The organism is Aquibacillus koreensis (assembly GCF_025154055.1).
Classification (GTDB): Bacteria; Bacillota; Bacilli; order Bacillales; family Amphibacillaceae; genus Aquibacillus_C; species Aquibacillus_C koreensis.
In genome coordinates this window covers 50,175-71,835 of record NZ_JAOALK010000056.1, presented here as the reverse complement: position 1 = coordinate 71,835, position 21,661 = coordinate 50,175, and the positions used below count along the sequence as shown (strand labels likewise).

24 protein-coding genes are annotated in these 21,661 nt (G+C 36.3%); all 24 read left to right on the top strand.

From position 1 onward, the window contains the following. Positions 1 to 3: 3 nt before the first annotated feature. Positions 4 to 1,044 (top strand): NAD(P)H-dependent glycerol-3-phosphate dehydrogenase, encoded by a 1,041-nt coding sequence (locus NYQ66_RS16755; protein ID WP_259871106.1) that lies wholly within the window; start codon positions 4 to 6, stop codon positions 1,042 to 1,044. A gap of 58 nt (positions 1,045 to 1,102) precedes the next feature. Further along, entirely contained in the window at positions 1,103 to 1,363 is a 261-nt protein-coding gene (locus tag NYQ66_RS16750; RefSeq protein ID WP_259871103.1) for a stage VI sporulation protein F, read from the top strand. A 354-nt stretch (positions 1,364 to 1,717) separates the two neighbouring features. Then, a complete protein-coding gene (locus tag NYQ66_RS16745) occupies positions 1,718 to 1,915 on the top strand; it encodes a DUF2768 domain-containing protein (RefSeq protein ID WP_259871098.1) in 198 nt (65 codons plus the stop codon). Between the two features lie 10 nt (positions 1,916 to 1,925). Then, positions 1,926 to 2,645: a hypothetical protein gene (locus NYQ66_RS16740; protein WP_259871096.1), complete on the top strand. Its 720-nt coding sequence runs from the start codon at positions 1,926 to 1,928 to the stop codon at positions 2,643 to 2,645. A 230-nt stretch (positions 2,646 to 2,875) separates the two neighbouring features. Next, positions 2,876 to 4,354, top strand: coding sequence for a stage IV sporulation protein A (spoIVA, locus tag NYQ66_RS16735; RefSeq protein ID WP_259871094.1), 1,479 nt, complete (start codon positions 2,876 to 2,878; stop codon positions 4,352 to 4,354). Positions 4,355 to 4,727: 373 nt separating this feature from the next. Continuing rightward, positions 4,728 to 5,000, top strand: a complete 273-nt coding sequence (locus tag NYQ66_RS16730; protein ID WP_259871092.1) for an HU family DNA-binding protein — start codon at positions 4,728 to 4,730, stop codon at positions 4,998 to 5,000. A 336-nt stretch (positions 5,001 to 5,336) separates the two neighbouring features. After that, positions 5,337 to 6,140, top strand: a complete 804-nt coding sequence (locus NYQ66_RS16725) for a heptaprenyl diphosphate synthase component 1 (RefSeq protein ID WP_259871091.1) — start codon at positions 5,337 to 5,339, stop codon at positions 6,138 to 6,140. 3 nt (positions 6,141 to 6,143) lie between these two features. After that, the gene (locus NYQ66_RS16720) at positions 6,144 to 6,854 is read left to right on the top strand and encodes a demethylmenaquinone methyltransferase (protein ID WP_259871090.1); all 711 of its coding nucleotides are present in this window, start codon (positions 6,144 to 6,146) and stop codon (positions 6,852 to 6,854) included. A 24-nt stretch (positions 6,855 to 6,878) separates the two neighbouring features. Continuing rightward, positions 6,879 to 7,853, top strand: coding sequence for a heptaprenyl diphosphate synthase component II (gene hepT / locus NYQ66_RS16715; RefSeq protein ID WP_259871089.1), 975 nt, complete (start codon positions 6,879 to 6,881; stop codon positions 7,851 to 7,853). 136 nt (positions 7,854 to 7,989) lie between these two features. Continuing rightward, a complete protein-coding gene (ndk, locus tag NYQ66_RS16710; RefSeq protein ID WP_259871088.1) occupies positions 7,990 to 8,436 on the top strand; it encodes a nucleoside-diphosphate kinase in 447 nt (148 codons plus the stop codon). Between the two features lie 171 nt (positions 8,437 to 8,607). Then, positions 8,608 to 9,381, top strand: coding sequence for a CheR family methyltransferase (locus NYQ66_RS16705; protein ID WP_259871087.1), 774 nt, complete (start codon positions 8,608 to 8,610; stop codon positions 9,379 to 9,381). Between the two features lie 582 nt (positions 9,382 to 9,963). Then, the gene (aroC, locus tag NYQ66_RS16700; RefSeq protein WP_259871086.1) at positions 9,964 to 11,130 is read left to right on the top strand and encodes a chorismate synthase; all 1,167 of its coding nucleotides are present in this window, start codon (positions 9,964 to 9,966) and stop codon (positions 11,128 to 11,130) included. Further along, positions 11,130 to 12,209 (top strand): 3-dehydroquinate synthase, encoded by a 1,080-nt coding sequence (gene aroB / locus NYQ66_RS16695; RefSeq protein WP_259871084.1) that lies wholly within the window; start codon positions 11,130 to 11,132, stop codon positions 12,207 to 12,209. Before aroC ends, aroB begins: the two co-directional genes overlap by 1 nt. Further along, on the top strand, positions 12,206 to 12,571 hold the full coding sequence (gene aroH / locus NYQ66_RS16690; protein WP_259871082.1) for a chorismate mutase: 366 nt from the start codon (positions 12,206 to 12,208) through the stop codon (positions 12,569 to 12,571). The genes aroB and aroH overlap by 4 nt, the downstream gene beginning before the upstream one ends. 34 nt (positions 12,572 to 12,605) lie before the next feature. Continuing rightward, positions 12,606 to 13,712 (top strand): histidinol-phosphate transaminase, encoded by a 1,107-nt coding sequence (hisC, locus tag NYQ66_RS16685; RefSeq protein WP_259871079.1) that lies wholly within the window; start codon positions 12,606 to 12,608, stop codon positions 13,710 to 13,712. Further along, positions 13,709 to 14,809, top strand: coding sequence for a prephenate dehydrogenase (locus tag NYQ66_RS16680; protein WP_259871076.1), 1,101 nt, complete (start codon positions 13,709 to 13,711; stop codon positions 14,807 to 14,809). Before hisC ends, NYQ66_RS16680 begins: the two co-directional genes overlap by 4 nt. A gap of 18 nt (positions 14,810 to 14,827) precedes the next feature. After that, a complete protein-coding gene (aroA, locus tag NYQ66_RS16675) occupies positions 14,828 to 16,117 on the top strand; it encodes a 3-phosphoshikimate 1-carboxyvinyltransferase (RefSeq protein ID WP_259871074.1) in 1,290 nt (429 codons plus the stop codon). A gap of 61 nt (positions 16,118 to 16,178) precedes the next feature. Beyond that, positions 16,179 to 17,048, top strand: a complete 870-nt coding sequence (locus tag NYQ66_RS16670) for a hypothetical protein (protein ID WP_259871072.1) — start codon at positions 16,179 to 16,181, stop codon at positions 17,046 to 17,048. 17 nt (positions 17,049 to 17,065) lie between these two features. Then, on the top strand, positions 17,066 to 18,331 hold the full coding sequence (locus NYQ66_RS16665; RefSeq protein WP_259871071.1) for a tetratricopeptide repeat protein: 1,266 nt from the start codon (positions 17,066 to 17,068) through the stop codon (positions 18,329 to 18,331). 31 nt (positions 18,332 to 18,362) lie between these two features. Then, positions 18,363 to 18,944, top strand: a complete 582-nt coding sequence (locus tag NYQ66_RS16660; RefSeq protein WP_259871070.1) for a ReoY family proteolytic degradation factor — start codon at positions 18,363 to 18,365, stop codon at positions 18,942 to 18,944. 121 nt (positions 18,945 to 19,065) lie between these two features. Continuing rightward, on the top strand, positions 19,066 to 19,524 hold the full coding sequence (locus NYQ66_RS16655) for a YpiF family protein (RefSeq protein ID WP_259871068.1): 459 nt from the start codon (positions 19,066 to 19,068) through the stop codon (positions 19,522 to 19,524). Between the two features lie 129 nt (positions 19,525 to 19,653). Next, the gene (locus tag NYQ66_RS16650; protein WP_259871067.1) at positions 19,654 to 20,163 is read left to right on the top strand and encodes a ubiquinol-cytochrome c reductase iron-sulfur subunit; all 510 of its coding nucleotides are present in this window, start codon (positions 19,654 to 19,656) and stop codon (positions 20,161 to 20,163) included. 3 nt (positions 20,164 to 20,166) lie between these two features. Continuing rightward, on the top strand, positions 20,167 to 20,841 hold the full coding sequence (gene qcrB, locus NYQ66_RS16645; protein ID WP_259871063.1) for a menaquinol-cytochrome c reductase cytochrome b subunit: 675 nt from the start codon (positions 20,167 to 20,169) through the stop codon (positions 20,839 to 20,841). A 30-nt stretch (positions 20,842 to 20,871) separates the two neighbouring features. Beyond that, positions 20,872 to 21,645 (top strand): menaquinol-cytochrome c reductase cytochrome b/c subunit, encoded by a 774-nt coding sequence (locus NYQ66_RS16640; RefSeq protein ID WP_259871060.1) that lies wholly within the window; start codon positions 20,872 to 20,874, stop codon positions 21,643 to 21,645. Positions 21,646 to 21,661 lie beyond the last annotated feature (16 nt).

Genomic DNA, 21,661 nt, shown 5'->3' with positions numbered 1-21,661 from the left:
TTAATGGAGAAAATTGCAGTACTTGGTGCTGGAAGTTGGGGAACTGCTTTAGCTATGGTCTTAATAGATAATGGGCATGAAGTTAGACTATGGACACATAATCAAAACCATGCGGAACAAATCAATCAAACACATAGTAATGAAGAATACTTACCAGGTATTCATCTTCCTGCATCATTAACTGCTTATCATGACTTATCTAAGGCAGTAGAAGGTGTAAATGCAATTGTGTTTGTTGTACCGACAAAGGCAATAAGAGAGGTCTGTCAGAAGCTAAACGGAGTATTACAAGATAAGGTAACAATCATCCACGGAACAAAAGGAATTGAACCAGATACACTAAAACGTGTCTCCGAGATGATAGAGGAAGAGCTGAGAGGGGACTTATATCATGACGTCGTTGTTTTATCCGGCCCTAGTCATGCAGAAGAAGTAAGCCAAAAGCACCCGACTACTATTACGGCTTCCTCAAATAGTATAGATGAAGCGGAGAAAGCCCAAGACCTTTTTATTAATGAAAATTTTAGAGTCTACACAAGTCCTGACATGGTTGGAGTGGAACTTGGTGGGGCCTTGAAGAATATTATTGCATTAGGTGCTGGTATATCAGATGGTTTAGGTTATGGAGACAATGCTAAGGCTGCACTCATGACGAGAGGTTTAGCGGAGATTGCGCGCTTAGGTGCATCTATGGGAGCGAATCCACTGACCTTTATTGGCTTATCTGGTGTAGGGGATTTAATTGTAACTTGTACAAGTGTGCATAGCAGAAACTGGAGAGCCGGCAATTTACTTGGTAAAGGCAATGACTTAGATGAGGTACTGGAACAAATGGGTATGGTAGTGGAAGGGGTTAGAACAACGAGAGCCGCCTACCAATTTGCTGAAAATAAAAATATAGATATGCCAATTACGACAGGATTATATCGAATTTTGTTTGAAGGTGCCAAACCAAAGGATGTTGTAGATCAATTAATGACAAGAATGAGACGTCACGAAATGGAAGATTTATCAACTATTTTATCAAATCGTTATTCTAGTTAACACACGAATAATTCCTTGCATATACTATTCTGAATGAATAAGGCAAGGAGGAGTTCACGTGAGCGATTTTAATAACAAAATGTTCGACCAAATCCAAAAAAATTCAAATATTAAGCCTGAAGAAGTTCTAAAGGTGGCAAATTCTGTACAGAATGCAGATTTTTCTGATGAAAAGACGGTTAGACAGCTAGTAAAACAGTTAGCAAAAATGGCTGATAAACCTATTTCAAAAGAAAAAGAAGATAAAATTGTAAAGACGATAACAAGTAAAAACATGCCAAAAGACATGAACACGTTAAGCCAACTTTTCAAAAAATAGAAAAACTTGGGCATATGAGGATACAAAGTGGAAATGAATAGCATAGAATAGAATCGCACAAGCATTCATTTTAGAGTTGCTCTGGGTATTATTTAGTCATACCGAGGCAGGAATTGCCCCTTCTGCCTCGGTTTTTATTATGGAGAAATAATTTTTCCTTGATTGCAACGAACCATTATTCATATTATATACAATCTGTATAAGTGATTGTGAGTATATACTTATTTATAACAGAAAATACAATTAATAATGAAAATGGATAGTAATTTTTGTAAGACAAGCTTAAAACATTCTGTTGTGGTATAATATTTTGGGCAAAAGAGACAAGTTTAATCAATAAAAGGGGTGATTTATTTGTCACAATCTATGTTAAATATGTATATTTCATTTGCCGGAATGATTTTTTTATTTATTGCGATTGGACTTATTCTGTTAAGTAGATATAAATTAAAAGGGATGATTGCAGGAGTGACTGCCATGTTTGCGTACATCTTTTTAATTGCTGGTGGCCTAATCATTTTTTACATCGTTTTTAGCGGACCAACATCTTAGGGGGAGTACCATGAGGATTATAGGACAAGTGATTGCACTAAGCATTATATTGCTTATTTTAAGCGGTTGTTTATATCCGGATAATAAACTATCAAAAAATCAAGTACCGAATGAGGTACAATTAAATATGGTTCAAACGGCAATTGATCACTATGTGGAAAGACATCAAGGCTTAGTTCCAATTCGAACAAAGACTAGTGATACACCAATATTTCAAAAATACATTATTGACTTCAAAGTGTTGAAACAGGAAGGTTTGGTGGAAACGACGCCTGCAAGTGCTTTTGAAAATGGTGGAGTATATCAATATGTCTTAGTAACACCTGAAGAAAATCCAACTGTAAAAGTAATAGATTTGAGAATAACAGATGAAATAAGGAGTGTTCAACATAGATTAAATACATACCGTAGTGAGAACATATACCCTCCATTTGGCGAAGAAATAGAGAAAGGGGTATATAGCATTAACTACAAGGCACTCGGGCTTGATTCACCTCCTTATGTGCAAAGTCCATATTCACAAAAGAATTTGCCAATCGTTTTGGACACAAATGGGGATCTTTTCATTGATTACCGTGCCGATTTATACGATGCTTTACAGTCATTTGACCATGACTACACAAATGGTGATGATATAAGATATCTACTTGTCGATCACTATCCATTTGCTCCTGCTTATTCTTTGCCTTATACGATAAAGGATGGAGAACCAGTGTTTGTACTTGAATAATCTTTAAAAAATGAGGAATACAATAACCCTTGACGCATATAATGTGCCAAGGGTTATTTTGATGGGCAAAATTTTGTGGGGCTTCTCATCTTAGAAACCGTGAATATGGGTAATTATATTTTTTATAAATTCCATATAAACAAGTCATAATTTGATAGGACAACGTCATAGACTTTAAATGTCAACGATTCGTAATAGTTCTATGGCGAAGTAGATCGGGAGGGGATCATTTGGAAAGAGTAGATATTTTTAAAGATATCTCAAAGCGGACGAATGGAGATATTTACTTAGGTGTTGTAGGTGCAGTGCGTACGGGTAAATCTACATTTATCAAGAGATTTATGGAACAAGTTGTATTACCTAACATTTCGGATGAGGGAGACAGAGCAAGAGCACAAGACGAACTACCTCAAAGTGCTGCTGGTAAAACAATTATGACTACCGAACCAAAATTCGTACCTAATCAAGCGGTTGCAGTACGGGTAGACGAAGGATTAGAAGTCAACGTTCGATTAGTAGATTGTGTTGGCTATACGGTAAAAGGTGCACAAGGTTTTGAAGATGAGAATGGCCCTAGAATGATTAATACACCATGGTATGAAGAACCAATCCCATTTCATGATGCAGCGGAAATTGGAACAAGAAAGGTTATTCAAGAGCATTCAACCATGGGTGTTGTAGTAACAACAGACGGTAGTATTGCAGATATTCCTAGAGAAGATTATGAAGAATCGGAAGAAAGAGTCGTAGATGAGTTAAAAGAAGTTGGAAAACCGTTTATTATGGTCGTTAACTCTGTACAGCCATACCATCAAGACACAGAGGCACTAAGGCAGGAGTTGGCAGAAAAATACGATATACCAGTTTTGGCAATGAGTGTAGAAAGTATGACAGACCATGATGTATATAACGTGCTCAGAGAGGCGCTGTATGAGTTTCCTGTTCTTGAAGTCAATGTTAACCTTCCGAGTTGGGTAATGGTACTTAATGAAGACCACTGGCTGAGAGAAAGCTATCAAGTTGCTATTCAAGAAACGGTCAAAGATATTAAAAGGTTACGAGATGTTGACAGAGTAGTTGGGAACTTTGACGAGTACGACTATATTGACCGCGCTCAACTCGCGGGTATGGAAATGGGAGAAGGTGTTGCAGAAATTGATCTGCAAGCTCCGGATTACTTATATGACCAAGTATTAAAAGAAATTGTAGGCGAGGAAATCAGAGGGAAAGACCACTTGTTAGAATTAATGCAAGACTTCGCAAATGCGAAAAGGGAATACGACCAAGTAGCGGATGCGCTTCAGATGGTGAAACAAACAGGCTATGGTGTAGCAGCGCCTTCACTAAGTGATATGGCGTTAGATGAGCCAGAAATAATCCGTCAAGGTTCTAGATTTGGAGTTAGATTAAAAGCAGTTGCACCTTCTATCCATATGATTAAAGTAGAAGTTGAATCTGAATTTGCTCCAATAATTGGCACGGAAAAGCAAAGTGAAGAACTTGTTCGATACCTTATGCAGGACTTTGAAGAGGACCCACTGAGTATTTGGCAATCTGATATATTCGGTAGATCCTTAAGCTCCATTGTGAGAGAAGGTATTCAGGCAAAACTGTCCCTAATGCCGGAAAATGCTCGATATAAACTAAAAGAAACACTAGAGCGAATCATAAATGAAGGCTCTGGTGGTTTGATAGCAATTATCTTATAACGGCTTGTTTTACAGGCCGTTTTTTTTGTGCGTAAAAATATAAATTTAGCAATTCGACAAAATTATAAAACCAAAAAACACAAAAAAACATGGTCATCCCTTATATACCAAGAGATGAAACCACTTGCATAACAAATCTATCTATGATACGATGCATTTGAATTTAGCAGAGTCTTTCGTTGGAAAAATAATAAAAAATTGATAAGAAATGTTATTTTTTGTTGAATTTCCGCGAAAACTCGGTTAATATAAGCCTAGTCATTATTTATATAATGATGTCAGGTATAAAATCTTGAAAATTGGTGAACAAATGGTATTATAGCCATTGTTGTTCGAAAAGAACCATACAAGACTTTGGGAGGAGGTGAATGTCATGAATAAGACTGATCTAATTAACGCGGTTGCAGAAAAAAGCGAGCTTTCTAAAAAGGATGCTACTAAAGCTGTAGACGCAGTATTTGAATCTATCATGGATTCACTTAAAGATGGAGATAAAGTACAATTAATTGGTTTTGGAAACTTCGAGGTACGTGAGCGTGCTGCACGTAAAGGGCGTAACCCTCAAACAGGTGATGAAATCGAAATCCCTGCAAGTAAAGTTCCAGCTTTCAAACCAGGTAAAGCCCTTAAAGATAGTGTAAAATAAAACCATTTTTACATATGGGCAGGTAAAGGGTGCATCTTGCACCCTTTTTATTTTGAGCAAAATTCCTCTTTTTATTATAAATTTTCTATCTGGTTATGTTAGGATATAGATAGCAATGTTTATATGAGCAAATTCGAAAATAAATTCGTCACCTTATGTTAGAATTAAATAACATTTTAAAATATAAATATAGACACTCCCTAATGAACAAGCTATAACGTTGTAAAAGATAAAAAATGCAATTATTTACACAAGGGCGTTAACAAAAATCTTATGTTATACTAACTATAACTGAAGTCGATGGGGAATTTGTGGGAAGGGGCTTAGGTGACTAACATGAAATCATCTGATATCTTAACTGTAAAAGAAATAAAAATAGAACTAGAGAATCGATTAAAGCACTCTTACTTAGAGCGATTTATACAAAAGCCCGTGATCGACGAAGACAAATTGTTTATATTATTCTCCATAATTAAAAACACTTCATATTCTGATATTCAAAAACAAAATTATATAATTACAACAATGCTAGTTCAGATTGCCCTCGATACACATGATTTGGTAACAGAAAATAATGCAACAAATAATACAGACCTAGCTAGAAAAGAAAGACAACTAACCGTTCTTGCTGGTGACTACTATAGTGGGCTGTACTATTATTTATTGTCTAAAATTGAAGACATACCAATGATTCATACTTTAGCGACGGCGATTAAAGAAATAAATGAATTGAAAATGTCCATTTATTATAAAGAATTTGATTCTGTACATGAATTTATGGAACTATTAAAGAAGCTGGAGTCTTTGCTTATTTTAAGAGTGTCCGAGCACTTTGACCGTTCATCTGCAAATGAATTTGCGGGTAATTGGTTGTTAACAAGAAAGCTCATTCGAGAAAAGGACAGTTTTATTACCAAAGGCAATTCGCCAATTTTTAATCTATTAACAGATGGACCTGCACATAAGATTCAACATAAACAAATTGTAAATACGGTGGAAAATTATATACAGAATTACTTGGAACGTGCGGAGGAGACGATCAGTAATTTACCTTTTCACTTTCACTCCTTAAAAAAACATGTCAATGCTATTATCTATGATAACTTCGGAAGAAACGTAACAGTCATGGAAGAGGGTTAAGAAATGGAACATCAATCAAAAGAAGAACGAGTACATCATGTGTTTGAAAAGATTTATAATAGATATGATTTTATGAATTCCATCATTTCGTTTCAGATGCACAAAATGTGGCGTAAAGACGTAATGAAACGCATGCAAGTGAAAAAAGGTGATAAAGCACTGGATGTCTGCTGTGGGACAGGAGATTGGTCATTTGCATTAGCTAATGCTGTTGGACAAGAAGGGTCTGTCACTGGACTTGATTTCAGCCAGAACATGTTATCAGTAGGGCAGAATAAACTAGAGGAAATACAACTGAAACAGTTAGATTTTATTCATGGTAATGCGATGGAATTGCCATTTGAAGATAATAGCTTTGACTTTGTAACGATCGGGTTTGGATTAAGAAACGTACCAGATTATACGCAAGTCTTGCGTGAAATGAAAAGAGTTGTAAAGCCAGGTGGAAAAGTTGTTTGTTTAGAAACATCCCAGCCTACAATGTTTGGCTTTCGGCAGTTATATTACTTTTATTTTAGGTTTATTATGCCTTTATTTGGTAAGTTGTTTGCAAAAAGTTATAAAGAATACGTATGGCTTCATGAGTCTGCAAAAGATTTTCCAGGACAAAAGCAACTAAAACAAATGTTCGAATCGGTTGGTCTAAAAAATGTTAATGTGAAGGGGTATAGTGGTGGAGTCGCTGCCATGCATATGGGTGAAAAACCTTCATGAAAATAAATGACAAAGGTGAACTACATGAAATTAGCAATGACCTATGCTTATCTAAAGCAGGACTTAAATCAAATAGAAAAAGCTTTGGAACAAACAATTCAGGCTAACCATCCGGTTTTGCGTGAAGCTTCCACACAATTGTTACAAGCAGGAGGAAAAAGGCTTCGTCCTGTTTTTGTTTTGTTATCTAGTATGTTTGGTGAATACAACTTAGAACGAATCAAAACAGTTGCAGTCTCCTTAGAATTGATTCATATGGCCTCACTCGTTCATGATGATGTCATTGATGAATCAGAGCTAAGACGTGGTAAGCCAACAGTTAAGGCTAAGTGGGATAATAGAGTGGCAATGTACACGGGAGATTATATTTTTGCTAGGGCTTTGGAGATCTTGGCAGAGATTGATAACCCAAAGGCTCATAAAATATTATCAAACACGATGGTAGAATTAACAATTGGCGAAATGGAGCAAATAAAAGATAAATTTAACCTTGATCAAAACTTAAGAACTTATTTAAGAAGGATAAAAAGAAAAACTGCTTTGTTAATTTCATCAAGTTGTCAGTTAGGTGCAATTGCATCAAATGCCTCAATTGAATATGAAAAAAAGCTATATAGATATGGCTATTACATAGGTATGTCTTATCAAATCATTGATGATATCCTAGATTTCACTTCAACAGAAGCGCAACTAGGAAAACCTGCTGGTAGTGACTTGTTACAAGGTAATTTAACATTACCTGCACTTTTAGCCATTCAAAATGATCCATCATTCTATGATGAGTTGTCTAAACTTTTTAATAAAGGTGAGGACTTAACGCCGGGTGAAATAAAACCAGTAATCGATAAAATAAAGTCCTCAGATGTAATAGAAAAATCTTTTGAACTAAGCGAAACGTATCTTGCAAAAGCATACGAATCTATTAATGATCTCCCTGATATAAAAGCGAAGCAAACATTTAAAGATATAGCCACTTATATTGGAAAGCGAAAGACTTAAGGCTACAGTCATCTTAGATTATCACAAACAATCTTTTATGAGTTGGTTGGTACGTAATGAGAGATATTCAGCAATTGTTGCAATAAGCGTTGTTGGATTTTCTATATAATCAATACATAATCTAGAGGTGATGGAAATGGAAAAGACGTTTTTAATGGTAAAGCCTGATGCTGTACAGAGAGGATTAATTGGAAAAATAGTTGCGAGATTCGAGCAAAAAGGGTTTAAGCTAGTCGCAGCAAAGCTAATGACAATATCTGAAGAGTTAGCATCTAATCATTATGGTGAACATAAAGAAAAACCTTTTTTTTCAGATTTAGTTGGTTTCATTACTTCTGGACCGGTTTTCGCAATGGTATGGGAAGGTGAAAACGTTATTGCAACTGCAAGACAAATGATGGGGAAAACAAATCCTCAAGAGGCCCTTCCTGGTACGATACGAGGAGATTATGGCCTGATCGTTAGCAAGAATGTGATCCATGGTTCGGATTCTTTAGATAGTGCAGAACGAGAAATTTCGTTATTCTTTAATGAAGATGAATTACAGGAGTATTTAAAAGATAGTAATAAGTGGGTGTATTAATGTCTTTACCTCGTCAATTGACGAGGTTTTTATATTTGAATATGTCAGCTATACATAAAAGATTGGTAAATTTAGCTATTTACTTATGTGGTTTATTTGATTACGATAATATTATTATTTAGATACATAAAAGTTAATGTCAGTTCAATCATTCATGAAGGAGATCAAGAAATGAGCGACTACCAAGATTTTACTATATCGATAAAAAAGATGACCAGTATAGATTTATCTCTATATAAAGAGGTACAGATGAAAAGAAGATTAACTTCTTTGAGAGAAAAACGAGGGTACCAAGACTTCTCAAGCTATTTTAAAGCGATCTCAAAAGACAATCTATTAATGGATGAATTTCTAGATAAAGTTACGATTAATGTTTCAGAGTTTTACAGAAATGCAAGTAGATGGTCTGTTTTGGACACCAAGGTACTACCAGATTTACTGAAAAAAAATAAGAAGTTAAAGATATGGAGTGCCGCTTGCTCTACTGGTGAAGAGCCCTATACGATTGCAATGGTGCTTAATCAGCATGTTCCTTTATCTAATATTGAAATCCTAGCTACAGATATCGATGATAATGTTATTGATCGAGCTAAAAAAGGGGTTTATGGAGAAAGGTCATTACAAGAAGTGCCACAGGATATTAAGAAGAAGTATTTTACCCAAGAAGGATCATTATATAAGATTGATCCAAAAATTAAGAACTGTATTACATTTAAAAAGCATAACTTACTTGCAGATCCTTATCCAACAGGGTATGACTTGATTGTTTGTCGAAACGTTCTAATTTATTTTACAGAAGAAGCTAAGAAAGAGATTTATACGAATTTCAGTAAGTCCCTCAACCCTCAAGGTGTTTTATTTGTGGGCAGTACGGAACAAATATTTAATCCGGATCGATATAATTTTAGAGTGTTAGATACTTTTTTTTATCAGAAAGGCAATTAACTGTGAGGAAGAATCTTTGATTAGATTCTTCCTTTTTTTCGTAGTAAATATAAACTGCGTCATAACTATCACAGTCGCTACTGATTTTGGCGGCTAAGAGATCCGTTATTTGCCTAAAATTTTAGGATTTCTGATTTTAACGGCTACCTGATCCCTTATTCGTTCTGATTTCATTGAATTCGTAGGTGTTTAATTAAAATAGCGTACTGTATAGCCGCTCAGATTAAGAAATGGCCCATAACAGGTTTATAAGGTCTCTCAAAGCCGCTCAGATGAATAAATAGCCCGAAGGTAAATTACGGCCACCACAGCCGCAAATTGCATTCCTAAAATATTTCTTTACTATGCCGCACTATACGAAACATATTCACTACTCCATTCTTTAGAATGGAGTTCGGCATATTATGAAAATTAATGACAATACATTACAATAGAAGAAGATGTAGTCTGCTTATGTGGATTATTTTTAGAATTTTTCAAAAAAATACAACTTTGTGAGATTTTTTATCACCTTTCATGCACACAATTAGAGAAAGGTATGATATAGTAGTACAAAAATTAGTATAATTCGGGGGGAAACACATGCGCTATTTAACTGCAGGAGAATCACATGGTAAACAACTAACAACAATTATAGAAGGCTTACCTTCTTTAATGCCTCTTACAAAAGAGAATATTAATGAATCCTTATTAAGAAGACAAAAAGGCCACGGTCGTGGAAAACGTATGCAGATTGAAAAAGACTTAGTAGACATTGTTGGCGGTGTGAGACATGGTTATACACTTGGATCACCGATAGCAATGGTTGTATATAATGATGATTTTAAACACTGGGAAGATGTTATGGGAGAAGATCCAATTGATGATGACCAAAAGATTAGAAGAGTGGTATCGCGTCCTCGCCCTGGTCATGCTGATTTAAATGGTGCAATGAAGTATGGACACCGTGATATACGAAATATACTAGAGCGTTCATCTGCTCGTGAAACAGCTGCACGTGTTGCTGCAGGAGCTGTTGCTAAAACATTACTTGCTCACCTTGATATAAATATTGTTGGGTTCGTAAGAGAGATTGCAGGTATACAAGCTAAAGAATATCCAGAGATGAGCATGGATGATCGTGTGAAAATATCAGAAGAATCTCCTGTACGTTGCCTAGATGCTGAAGCAGGACAAAAAATGATGGATGCCATTGACAAAGCGAAGAAAGATGGAGACTCTATTGGTGGCGTTTGTGAAGTGTATATCGAAGGAATGCCAGCTGGTGTTGGTTCTTATGTACACTATGATAGAAAATTAGACGGAAGAATCGCTGGTGCGGTTAGCAGTATCAATGCTTTCAAAGGTGTTGAATTTGGAATTGGTTTTGAAGCAGCACGTAAAAATGGTAGTGAGGTTCATGATGAGATTGCTTGGGAAGAGGAAAAAGGTTATTACCGAAAAACGAATCGCCTGGGTGGTTTTGAAGGTGGAATGACAACGGGTATGCCTATCGTAGTTAAAGGTGTAATGAAGCCGATCCCAACGCTTTATAAACCATTACAAAGTGTAGATATTGAATCGAAAGAGCCATTTAATGCTAGTATTGAGCGCTCAGATTCTTGCGCGGTTCCGGCCGCTGCGGTGGTTATGGAGCATGTTGTAGCTTTTGAAGTAGCAAAAGCATTACTTGAACAGTTCCCACATGATCAATTCCCGAAACTAAAAAAAGCGATAGATCAGTACCGTGAGGAAATTAGGTGCTTTTAATGGAACAATTAACAATTAAGTCTAGTACCAACAAATATCCCATATTTGTTGGTACTAAATTACGTTTTAAAACGCAAGCTTTGATCGGAAAAGAATATAACAATATTATGATCATTACTGATAGTTCTGTGGAGTCATTATATTTACAGGACGTCGTCAACTCTTTTTCTGAAGATATAAAGATTAGTTATGCAGTGGTAGCAGCTGGGGAGTCGTCTAAAGACATATCCAATTATTATGACTTAATGACTGCTGCAATAAAAAACGGTCTTGATCGCCATTCATTAATTATAGCTCTTGGTGGTGGTATGGTTGGAGATTTAGCAGGATTTGTTGCTGCCACGTACATGCGAGGAATCGATTTTATTCAAATGCCTACAACGATACTCGCACATGATAGTAGTGTCGGTGGTAAAGTGGCTATTAATCACCCAGAAGGAAAAAATTTAATTGGAAACTTCTATCCACCGCAAGCAGTCATTTATGATGTCGAAACATTGCATTCTTTATCCGATAAAGAAATCCGCTCAGGGTATGCAGAGGTGATTAAACACGGATTGATCAGTGACCAACTTTTTTTCGATCAAGTTAGATCGTTTGACATTACTACAAAAATCAAGGATGAAGATTTGACTGAACATATCCTAAAAGGAATAGCCGTAAAGGCAAAGATTGTTGAACTGGATGAGAAAGAAAGTAATCAAAGAAAGTATTTAAATTTAGGACATACATTAGGCCATGCATTAGAATCAGAACTTGGTTATGGACAAATAACACATGGTGAGGCAGTAGCCATAGGAATGCTTTTTGCCTTGCAGGTAAGTGAGAATATATACAATAGCCCTTTACCTTACAAGGAGTTATACGAGTGGTTGGATCGAAATAAGTACCCGTTTCAGTTACCATCACTTTCAGTAGAGACATTACTTGGTCGTATGAAGAAAGATAAAAAGTCCAGGGATTTAACGGTACAAATGGTTCTGTTAAAGGGTGTGGGTCAACCGACCATTGAAACACTTGATGACGAACTATTATCGAAATATCTAGATGATTTTTTAAGGGAGTTGGGGAAATCTTGATTAGAGGAGTTCGTGGAGCGACAACAGTCGAGTCAAATGAAGCTGATGAAATAGTAGCTAACACAAAAATATTAATTGAAGAAATGGCAAATGCTAACGATATTCAAGCAGAAGATATTGCTTCTGTAATGATTTCCGTAACTTCAGATCTTAATGCAACTTTTCCTGCAAAGGCATTACGTTTAATTGAGGGATGGAAGTATGTACCTGTGATGTGTATGAAAGAAATTGAGGTGCCTGGAAGTCTTGCATTATGTATTCGTATTATGATGACTGTTAATACGTCGATTAGTCAAGTTAATATTCAACATGTATATCATCATAAGGCAACGCAACTACGTCCAGATTTAACGGATCAATAGAGTTGACTTGAAGTAGAAATGGAGTGAATCGATTATGAAGGGTAAAGATATTTTTAAAAATATGTCACCATATAAACCTGGCAAACAAATTGAAGAAGTGAAAAAGGAATACGGTTTGAATAAGATTGTGAAGTTGGCTTCCAATGAAAATCCATTTGGTTATTCAGATCAAGTAGAAGCGGCAATTCCTAAGCTTATTAACCACTTAGAAATTTATCCCGATGGCTATAGTACAGAATTAAGAGAAGTCCTAGCCAATAAGTTAGAAGTGGATGGCGATCAAATTGTATTCGGATGTGGTTCTGATGAAGTTGTCGATATCATATGCCGAACATATTTAGAGCCGGGTACAAATACGATTATGGCTACCCCTACATTTCCACAATATAAGCATAATGCATTGATTCAAGGAGCAGAAATAAGAGAGGTTCCTTTAGTAAATGGTTATCATGACCTTGAGGGAATGCTTGAGGAAGTCGATGAAGATACACGTGTTTTATGGCTTTGTTCTCCAAATAATCCAACGGGTTGTCTCATTGATCGTAAAAGTCTCGAACACGTTCTACAAGCATGTCCTTCACACGTAATGGTCGTTGTAGATGAAGCTTACTACGAGTATATAACAACAGATGAAGCGCCAGATACAATAGCATCTTTGAAGGACTACGCCAATTTAGTGGTACTACGAACATTTTCTAAAGCATATGGCTTAGCAGGCCTGCGAATTGGTTATGGTGTTGCAAGTAAAGAAATTATTACATTATTAAATATTACAAGAGGACCATTTAATACAACTACAATCGCGCAAGGCTCTGCTCTTATTGCATTAAAAGATGAACGTTTCTTGAAAGAGACGATCAGTAAGAATACAACGAACAAGCAAGCCTTTTTAAAACATTGTGATGCATTAGGGTTAGAGTATTATGATTCAGAAACGAACTTTGTATTTGTGAAATTGCCTGTAAGTGGTGATGAAATGTTCGAACACTTACTAAGTAATGGCTTCATTGTCCGCTCAGGAGAAGCGTTAGGTCATCCGAATGGCGTTAGAATCACCATTGGAAAATCGGAGGATATGGAAGAATTACAACAATTAATGCATGCATATTTAGCTCCATTGAAAGAGGAGAATAAACTGTGAAACAAACTGTTCTAATAGCGGGTCTCGGGTTAATTGGGGGCTCGCTAGCTATTAATATCCAACAAAATACTAATCATCATGTGATTGGCTATGATGTTAGTAAAAAAACATTAGAATTTAGTTTAATGAATGGCATTATTGATGAAGCAAGTAATGATTTTGAATCAGCAATTGTTCAAGCTGATTTTTGTATCTTAGCTGCTCCTGTTTCTAAGGCGGTTGAATTGGTAGAGAGAATCAAAGATATTACCTTTGAAAAGCCCATCATTATTACAGATGTTTCATCGGTAAAATCCTCCATTATGGAGGCTGCTAGATTGATTGATTCAGAGTATGTAACTTTTATAGGCGGCCATCCAATGGCAGGTTCACACAAAAAAGGTATCCATGCTGCAAAAGGACACTTATTCGAAAATGCTATTTATGTATTATCACCGCTTGCAAGTTGTTCAACTGATAAGATGGAAGCACTCAAGATGTTATTATCTGGAACGAAATGTAAATTTTTGCAATTAAATCCAAAAGAACATGACGAGATGACATCTGTGATTTCGCATTTTCCGCATTTAATCGCTTCTTCTCTTGTGCACCAAGCAAAAACATGGCAGCAAACACACGCATACATACCAAAGCTTGCAGCTGGTGGGTTTAGAGATATCACCCGAATTGCATCCAGTAATCCTGCTATGTGGCAGGACATCTTTTTTCAAAATAGTAAAAAGATGCAGAAGTTATTAGAGGATTGGATCGAAGAAATGCAAGCGTTAAAAAATTTATTAGAAACAAATGATAAGGTTTCGATGTATCATTATTTAGAACAGGCGAAGGAATATCGCGATGGTCTAGATACGAAGAAGAAGGGGGCAATTCCTGCATTCTATGATCTCTATGTGGATATTGCTGACCAACCTGGTGCTTTGCTTAAAGTGATAGAGTTACTTGCAAATAAAGAAATTAGTATTAATAACATTGAAATATTAGAGATAAGAGAAGGTATAACTGGTGTTTTACGTTTAAGCTTTCAAAGCAAGAGGGATCAAGCAGCAGGTTATGAAATCTTAACAAAACAAGGATATGAAACGATGATTGAGGAGTAAAGGGGGTAACTAGTTACGATGAGTGAAAAGCTATTAGAATCTAAACAAACAGTTATTAAAGGGGAGTTACAGGTACCTGGAGATAAATCAATTTCACACCGTTCTATTATTTTTGGCTCGCTCGCCCAAGGGAAGACAGTTGTTACCAATTTTTTAGATGGTGAAGATTGTATGCGTACCATTGCTGCTTTTCAAGCGATGGGTGTATCGATTGAGAAGCATGGCCAAACAGTGGTTATTGAGGGGAATGGTGTGGAAAATTTACAGGAGCCTATTGAACCAATTAACTTAGGCAATTCTGGTACAACTGCTCGTCTACTATTAGGTGTTCTAGCTGGTTTACCGCATCATTTCACTTTATTTGGTGACGAATCCCTGACAAATAGACCGATGGACAGAGTAGTAATTCCTTTGCGACAAATGGGTGCTATGATTGACGGTCGAGAAAATGGAAAGTATTTACCTCTAGCAATGCGTGGTGGGAATTTATCCAGCATAGCATTCGAAACGCCTGTAAAGAGTGCCCAAGTGAAATCGGGAGTATTATTAGCAGGCTTGTTAGCAGAAGGTGAAACAACAGTAACAGAAAAAACAACAACAAGAGACCATACCGAGAATATGCTACAAGCTTTTGGTGGGAAAATAGACACGAATAACGGAAAGATTAGTATAACTGGTAAACAACAATTACAAGGAACAGAGATTCATGTGCCGGGAGATATATCTTCAGCTGCATTTTTCTTAGTTGCGAGTACCATTGTGTCTGGTAGTGAATTGACGATTAAAGATGTTGGTTTAAATCCAACTCGTACGGGGATTATTGATGTTTTAAAACAAATGGACGTTGATATTACTGTTGTGGAAGAGCGAACTATTGGAGGTGAACCAGTAGGCTCTATTACAGTAAGATCCTCTACTCCAAAGGGTATTATCATTGATGGAGAGATTATTCCTAGAATCATAGATGAGATTCCAATTATCGCTTTGTTAGCCACACAAGCAAATGGAAAAACAATTATACGAGACGCCGAAGAACTTCGATATAAAGAATCAGACAGAATTGCTTCTGTGGTAAACACGTTACAAGCCCTAGGTGCGGATATAGAAGCTACAAAAGATGGAATGATCATACATGGTAATCGTACATTATCAGGAGGTAAAGTTGACTCTTATGGTGACCACCGTATTGGAATGATGATTGCGATCGCTTCTTTAATAACAGAACAAGCAGTTACACTAGTTAATCCTGCCTGTATATCCATTTCTTACCCTAGTTTTTTTGAACATCTAAAAAAAGTATCTAGATAACTATCATAGATTCTTAAGTACCTTCATACCTTGTACAAATCCCAAGAGGAGTGGATTAGGTATGGAGGTATATTATTTTTCAAGTGACCATGTATATGAAGAAGGACAATGGACGGCCAAAGATATATTTGTATATGATAAAAAATTCACAACAACGCTAAATAGTAAAGAACGAGCAAAAGAGATGGACGTAAGATCTTTTTGGATTGGGCCAGGAAAAGTCTATCTAGATCTAGCTGAACCGGTGTACGATCAAAGTATCATTGAAAATACGATAACAAAGTATGTTCACCGCGGTTGTTCTTTATTAATATGTCAATTACCTTTAAATACAAACCACAGGTTTATCGAAAAATTTCAAGCGTTTAAAGAAAAACTCGCTTCTGTTTCACCTATCGATTTTATGATTGCCCCTCGAATTCCCGCATCAAGATTATCTACAGAACAAATTAAATTTTTTGGTCGAGAAAAAGTGCCTTTTATTCTAATTGATGAGCCAGATGAAAAAAGCTTGAAAAAGGTTAAATGGAGTTGGATACAGCAAACACAAAGCTTTTCTAAAACACCAATCAAGTATATGTCTGATCAATACAAGAAAAACTTTAAAGTTTGGGACAAAGTATGCAAGAAATATAGTATTGAAACATTTTATGATGAGCTAACAATCGAGCCACTCTCAAAAGAAATTTTACGTTTAACAGGTATTTCCCCGCATAAAGGAGAATTCTTACATCAAGGTTGTGCTGATTATAATTTATTTGACCTTTCTAGTATCCCATCAATTGAAGATCGATCAAATTTCAGATATCATAAAGCTATTCCAGTGATCGTTGTATCGAATGGTGTAGTAATAAAAACAAGTAATGTAGTGCAAGCAGATGCGGCTAAAGGAGAGTACACTACAGTTACTATTCCCAAGCACTTCTTGTAGTAGAAAGGGTGGCATGAATGGAAGAAATATACGAAGCAATTACGCTAATGGAACAAGATAAAACAGAAGAAGCAATTGGAGCTTTAGAAAAATTTTTACCAAAGGCAAGCGATGAGGAAAAGTTCACTGTAGCAGAATTATATATGCAGTGGGGCATGTTAGAGGAAGCGAAAATGGTCTTACTTCAGTTAATACAACAATTTCCAAATGAGTCTGAACTACAGTTAATGTTGGCAGAGATCCATATAGATCTAGAGGAAGATGAAGAAGCGATTGACCTATTAGCTGCTATTAAGCCTACTGATGAAGGTTACTTAGGGGCATTAATTCAATTGGCTGATTTATATCAAGCACAAGGACTGTACGAAGTTGCAGAACAAAAGTTATTAGACGCAAAGCATTTTGATCCGATGGAGCCACTAGTTGACTTTGCACTAGGGGAATTAGCATTTTCAAACGGAGAATATCAAAAGGCAATTCCTTATTATGAAAAAGTTATGGAGTCCCAACAGTTTGTCTCTGAAGTTGAAATTAGTGTACGTCTTGCAGAGGCATATGCTGCTACAGGGGAGTTTGAAAAAGCCCTAGATTATTATCAATCAACAGAAAGTGATGACCCAGAAAACCTATTTCGTTATGGATTCATTGCCTTTCGTGCTGATCGTATGGATATTGCGATTAAAGTGTGGGAGCAACTTTTAGAACTGGATCCACAATTTCAATCCGTTTATTTGTATCTTGCACGCGCTTATGAGGAAGAGGGTATGATTCAGGAAGCGTACGATACTGCTTTAAAAGGGTTAAAAGTGGATGAATTTAATAAGGAGTTATTTTTTACTGCTGGTAAGCTAGCTAATCGAATCGGCAATAAATTAGATAGCTACCGTTATGTAAAAGAGGCCGTCGCAATTGATCCTGGCTATAAAGAGGCCGTCCTATTTTTAGTTGAGAATTATAAACAAGACAATGATGCACTGGCCATCATTGATTTGTTAACCCATATAAATGAGATTGGCGAAGAAGATGACTATTATAAATGGGAGTTAGCACGAGCATATAATGAAATAGAATCATATGATGATGCATTAAACTTCTATGATGATGCATATAATACTTTCAAAGGTGATTTAGACTTTCTTTCAGAATATGGATATTTCCTTGTAGAAGAAGGGAGGATCAGTAAGGCAATAGAAGTTTTTTCAAAATACCTCACGATCGAACCTACAGATGTGGTGATTGAGGAATACCTCGGTCGGTTAAAACAAAATGAGGACAGCTTATAAAGAGGGTCTCTTTAAATAGGAGGGGACAAAGTTGAGTACGTCTGTTTCCATAAAGGATAAAAAAGAGTTTATAAGATGGTTTTTAAGTAATTATCAGTTGAAAAGAAGAGAAAGTGTATGGATTCTTAATTATTTAATAAATCATGATTCCTTGTTGAAAAAAGTTCACTTTGTAAGGGAAGCTCGTTATTGTCCACGTGGCATAGTTATTTCTACCCATTGTTCAAAGGATGTACCTTTTCGTTTTTATAAAAATCATATTGTCACAACAGATGCAGAGAAATCTTTTCACGATATTCGTTTAAATAGAAATGATCCTATTTATATACAACTAAGCTTTAAAAATTCTGTCCAATGTGCATCTTACGTAGCTGTCTTAGAGGATAACCCATTTTTGCCAGAAGATTTTTTTATTACAAATAAAGAAAAGCGGATTGCAAAAAGTGTGTTAGAAATCTCGCTATTTGAATATCAAAAAGAACGACTTCAAAACAAAATCGATGATGCCTTAGATCATCGAGACAAAGAGGCATTTAAAAAGTACTCTGAAGAACTATATCATTTAGAGCAGCACTTTGAAACTAGCAGAGAAAACACAAAATTAAATCAATAATATAATGGAATAAAGGTTTTAGTTATATAAAATGAGCGAATTTCCCTTATAAGGTGAAATTCGCTTTTTGTTATGATAAATTTAGTAGAACAAGAGAAATTGGAAGGCAGGTTTATTATACATGCAATGGACTAAAACAGATATAAATCAATACAAGGAAGTAACAGAATATGTGGACACGCTACTAGTCCCTTTATTGCCCATCAGCTTTCAAATGGATAGCAAAATAGAAAAAATAGTATTTCAAGGCGAATTGGTAAAAATATTTGCAAATGAATTAGAGAAGCGTTTTAAAGGTAGAATATTATTAACACCAGTTTTTACATATCTATCCGATGAAGAAATAAGTCAAGAGGCGAAAAGATTAAACAAATGGGTAGATTACGCCAAAGAAAATCCTTTTACACATATATTCTTTTTAACTTTCGATTCGAAGTGGAAGAAATGTGAACAGGAACTAAATGGAAACTTGTTATGGTTTCCTTCGATACAAAGTGGCGATTTGCAATCTGATCAAATTAGAGCACTAATTAAAGACCAAGTAAATGAGGTAATGGACTTAATTCGGTCGTATTGGTAAACAAAATAGTATGTTAAGTATTTAATTTATTGACCGAGCTTCTCGTTTGCGCTATCATGGTAATGTCCTAGTATACTGTGAGAGAATTTACCATGAAGTAATAACCACAAGCACAGAGGGGGGTAAAGGATGAGTGAAAAAAGAAATCAAGTATCCCGACGTCAATTTTTGAATTATACACTTACTGGTGTTGGGGGGTTTATGGCGGCTGGGATGCTTGCTCCGATGGTTCGATTTGCTATCGATCCAGTACTACAGCCACAGGGTAAAGGAGAATTTACAGCTGTAGCTCAAGTAGATGAAATAACAAGTGAACCACAGCGTGTTGATTGGACCATTGATCAAGTAGACGCATGGTATGAATCAGAAGTAACAAAAAGTGCATGGGTATATAAACAGGAAGATGGAAGTATTGTAGCACTTTCTCCGGTTTGTAAACATTTAGGTTGTGTAGTAGCATGGGCTGGAAACGATGACTATCCAGATCAATTCTTTTGTCCATGTCATGATGGAAGGTACTATAAAGATGGTGAAAATGTACCTGGAACTCCACCTAACGCAGCTCTAGATAGGTTCCAACAACGCATTGAAGATGGAACATTGTACCTAGGAAAAGCAATACCGAGAGAGGAGGCATAAAATATGATGCAAAAAATTTATGATTGGATTGATGAGCGTGTTGATATCACACCATTGTGGAGAGACATTGCTGATCATGAAGTTCCAGAACACGTAAACCCGGCCCATCATTTTTCTGCATTTGTATACTGTTTCGGTGGCTTAACATTCTTTGTAACCGTTATTCAAGTGCTCTCAGGTATGTTTCTAACTATGTATTATGTGCCTGATATTGAAAATGCATGGAGATCCGTTTACTACTTACAAACGGAAGTTGCCCATGGTCAAATTGTACGAGGTATGCACCACTGGGGTGCAAGTGTTGTAATAGTAATGTTGTTTCTACATACGTTACGTGTATTTTTCCAAGGAGCTTACAAAAAACCACGTGAACTAAACTGGATGGTGGGTGTATTAATTTTCTTCGTCATGCTTGGTTTAGGTTTAACAGGTTACTTGTTACCTTGGGATAATAAAGCATACTTTGCTACTTTGGTAACATTGGAGATTGCAGAAGGTGTGCCATTTATTGGTGAGGCAACCAAAACGTTGTTAGCAGGTGATCCGGAAATTGTTGGTGCGCAAACCTTAACAAGGTTCTTTGCAATCCACGTCTTCTTCTTACCAGCGGCTCTGTTTGGGTTAATGGCTGCTCACTTTATTATGATCCGTAAGCAAGGTATTTCAGGACCGCTTTAAGATTTAACTGATGAAAAAGGAGGGAAAGCTGTGAAAAAGGGTAAGGGAATGCAGTTTGTCGGCGATTCAAGGATTACTGCCGATAAAAAGAAGTTTATACCTAAAGATTATTCTGAGTACCCTGGTAAAACTGAAGCATTTTGGCCGAACTTTCTCTTAAAAGAGTGGTTAGTTGGTGCAGTCTTTCTAGTTGGATTTTTGTGCTTAACTATTGCACACCCAGCTCCATTAGAAGGACCTGCTGATCCTACGGACGCTGCTTATTTACCATTACCAGACTGGTATTTCTTATTCTTATATCAATTACTAAAGTATCAATTTGCAGGTGGAGATTTCTTTGTTTTAGGTGCTATTGTAATTCCAGGTTTAGCTTTTGGTGGACTTTTCCTAGCTCCATTCCTAGATAAGGGATCAAATAGAAGACCTGTTAAACGTCCTATTACAACATCGTTGATGATTTTAGGTGTTATTTCTGTATTTTGGTTAACGTATGAAGCTGCGGCTCATGTTGATTGGGAAGCAAAGGCAGCTGCAAATAAACCAATTCCACCAGGATCTATTCAAGTGGACACAGAAAGCGATGGTTACGCTGTCTACGAAGCAAACAGTTGTATCCAATGTCATGGTGGCAACCTTGAAGGTGCGTCTGGACCTTCTTTAATAGGCATTGACTATTCGGTTGATGAGATTAAAGATATTGCTGTAAATGGTATTGGTGACATGCCAGCTGGCCAGTTTGATGGAACTGAGGAAGAATTACAACAACTAGCAGAATTTATAGTTGCTGAAAATGAAGATCATTAATAAAGATGCCCCTCAC

Bases quoted from the DNA above. Each gene is read 5' to 3' on its own strand.
- NYQ66_RS16755 (WP_259871106.1), top strand. From the start codon at position 4: ATGGAGAAAATTGCAGTACTTGGTGCTGGAAGTTGGGGAACTGCTTTA.
- NYQ66_RS16740 (WP_259871096.1), top strand. From the start codon at position 1,926: ATGAGGATTATAGGACAAGTGATTGCACTAAGCATTATATTGCTTATT.
- NYQ66_RS16730 (WP_259871092.1), top strand. From the start codon at position 4,728: ATGAATAAGACTGATCTAATTAACGCGGTTGCAGAAAAAAGCGAGCTT.
- NYQ66_RS16725 (WP_259871091.1), top strand. From the start codon at position 5,337: ATGAAATCATCTGATATCTTAACTGTAAAAGAAATAAAAATAGAACTA.
- NYQ66_RS16720 (WP_259871090.1), top strand. From the start codon at position 6,144: ATGGAACATCAATCAAAAGAAGAACGAGTACATCATGTGTTTGAAAAG.
- hepT (WP_259871089.1), top strand. From the start codon at position 6,879: ATGAAATTAGCAATGACCTATGCTTATCTAAAGCAGGACTTAAATCAA.
- ndk (WP_259871088.1), top strand. From the start codon at position 7,990: ATGGAAAAGACGTTTTTAATGGTAAAGCCTGATGCTGTACAGAGAGGA.
- NYQ66_RS16705 (WP_259871087.1), top strand. From the start codon at position 8,608: ATGAGCGACTACCAAGATTTTACTATATCGATAAAAAAGATGACCAGT.
- aroC (WP_259871086.1), top strand. From the start codon at position 9,964: ATGCGCTATTTAACTGCAGGAGAATCACATGGTAAACAACTAACAACA.
- aroB (WP_259871084.1), top strand. From the start codon at position 11,130: ATGGAACAATTAACAATTAAGTCTAGTACCAACAAATATCCCATATTT.
- hisC (WP_259871079.1), top strand. From the start codon at position 12,606: ATGAAGGGTAAAGATATTTTTAAAAATATGTCACCATATAAACCTGGC.
- aroA (WP_259871074.1), top strand. From the start codon at position 14,828: ATGAGTGAAAAGCTATTAGAATCTAAACAAACAGTTATTAAAGGGGAG.
- NYQ66_RS16670 (WP_259871072.1), top strand. From the start codon at position 16,179: ATGGAGGTATATTATTTTTCAAGTGACCATGTATATGAAGAAGGACAA.
- NYQ66_RS16665 (WP_259871071.1), top strand. From the start codon at position 17,066: ATGGAAGAAATATACGAAGCAATTACGCTAATGGAACAAGATAAAACA.
- NYQ66_RS16655 (WP_259871068.1), top strand. From the start codon at position 19,066: ATGCAATGGACTAAAACAGATATAAATCAATACAAGGAAGTAACAGAA.
- NYQ66_RS16650 (WP_259871067.1), top strand. From the start codon at position 19,654: ATGAGTGAAAAAAGAAATCAAGTATCCCGACGTCAATTTTTGAATTAT.
- qcrB (WP_259871063.1), top strand. From the start codon at position 20,167: ATGATGCAAAAAATTTATGATTGGATTGATGAGCGTGTTGATATCACA.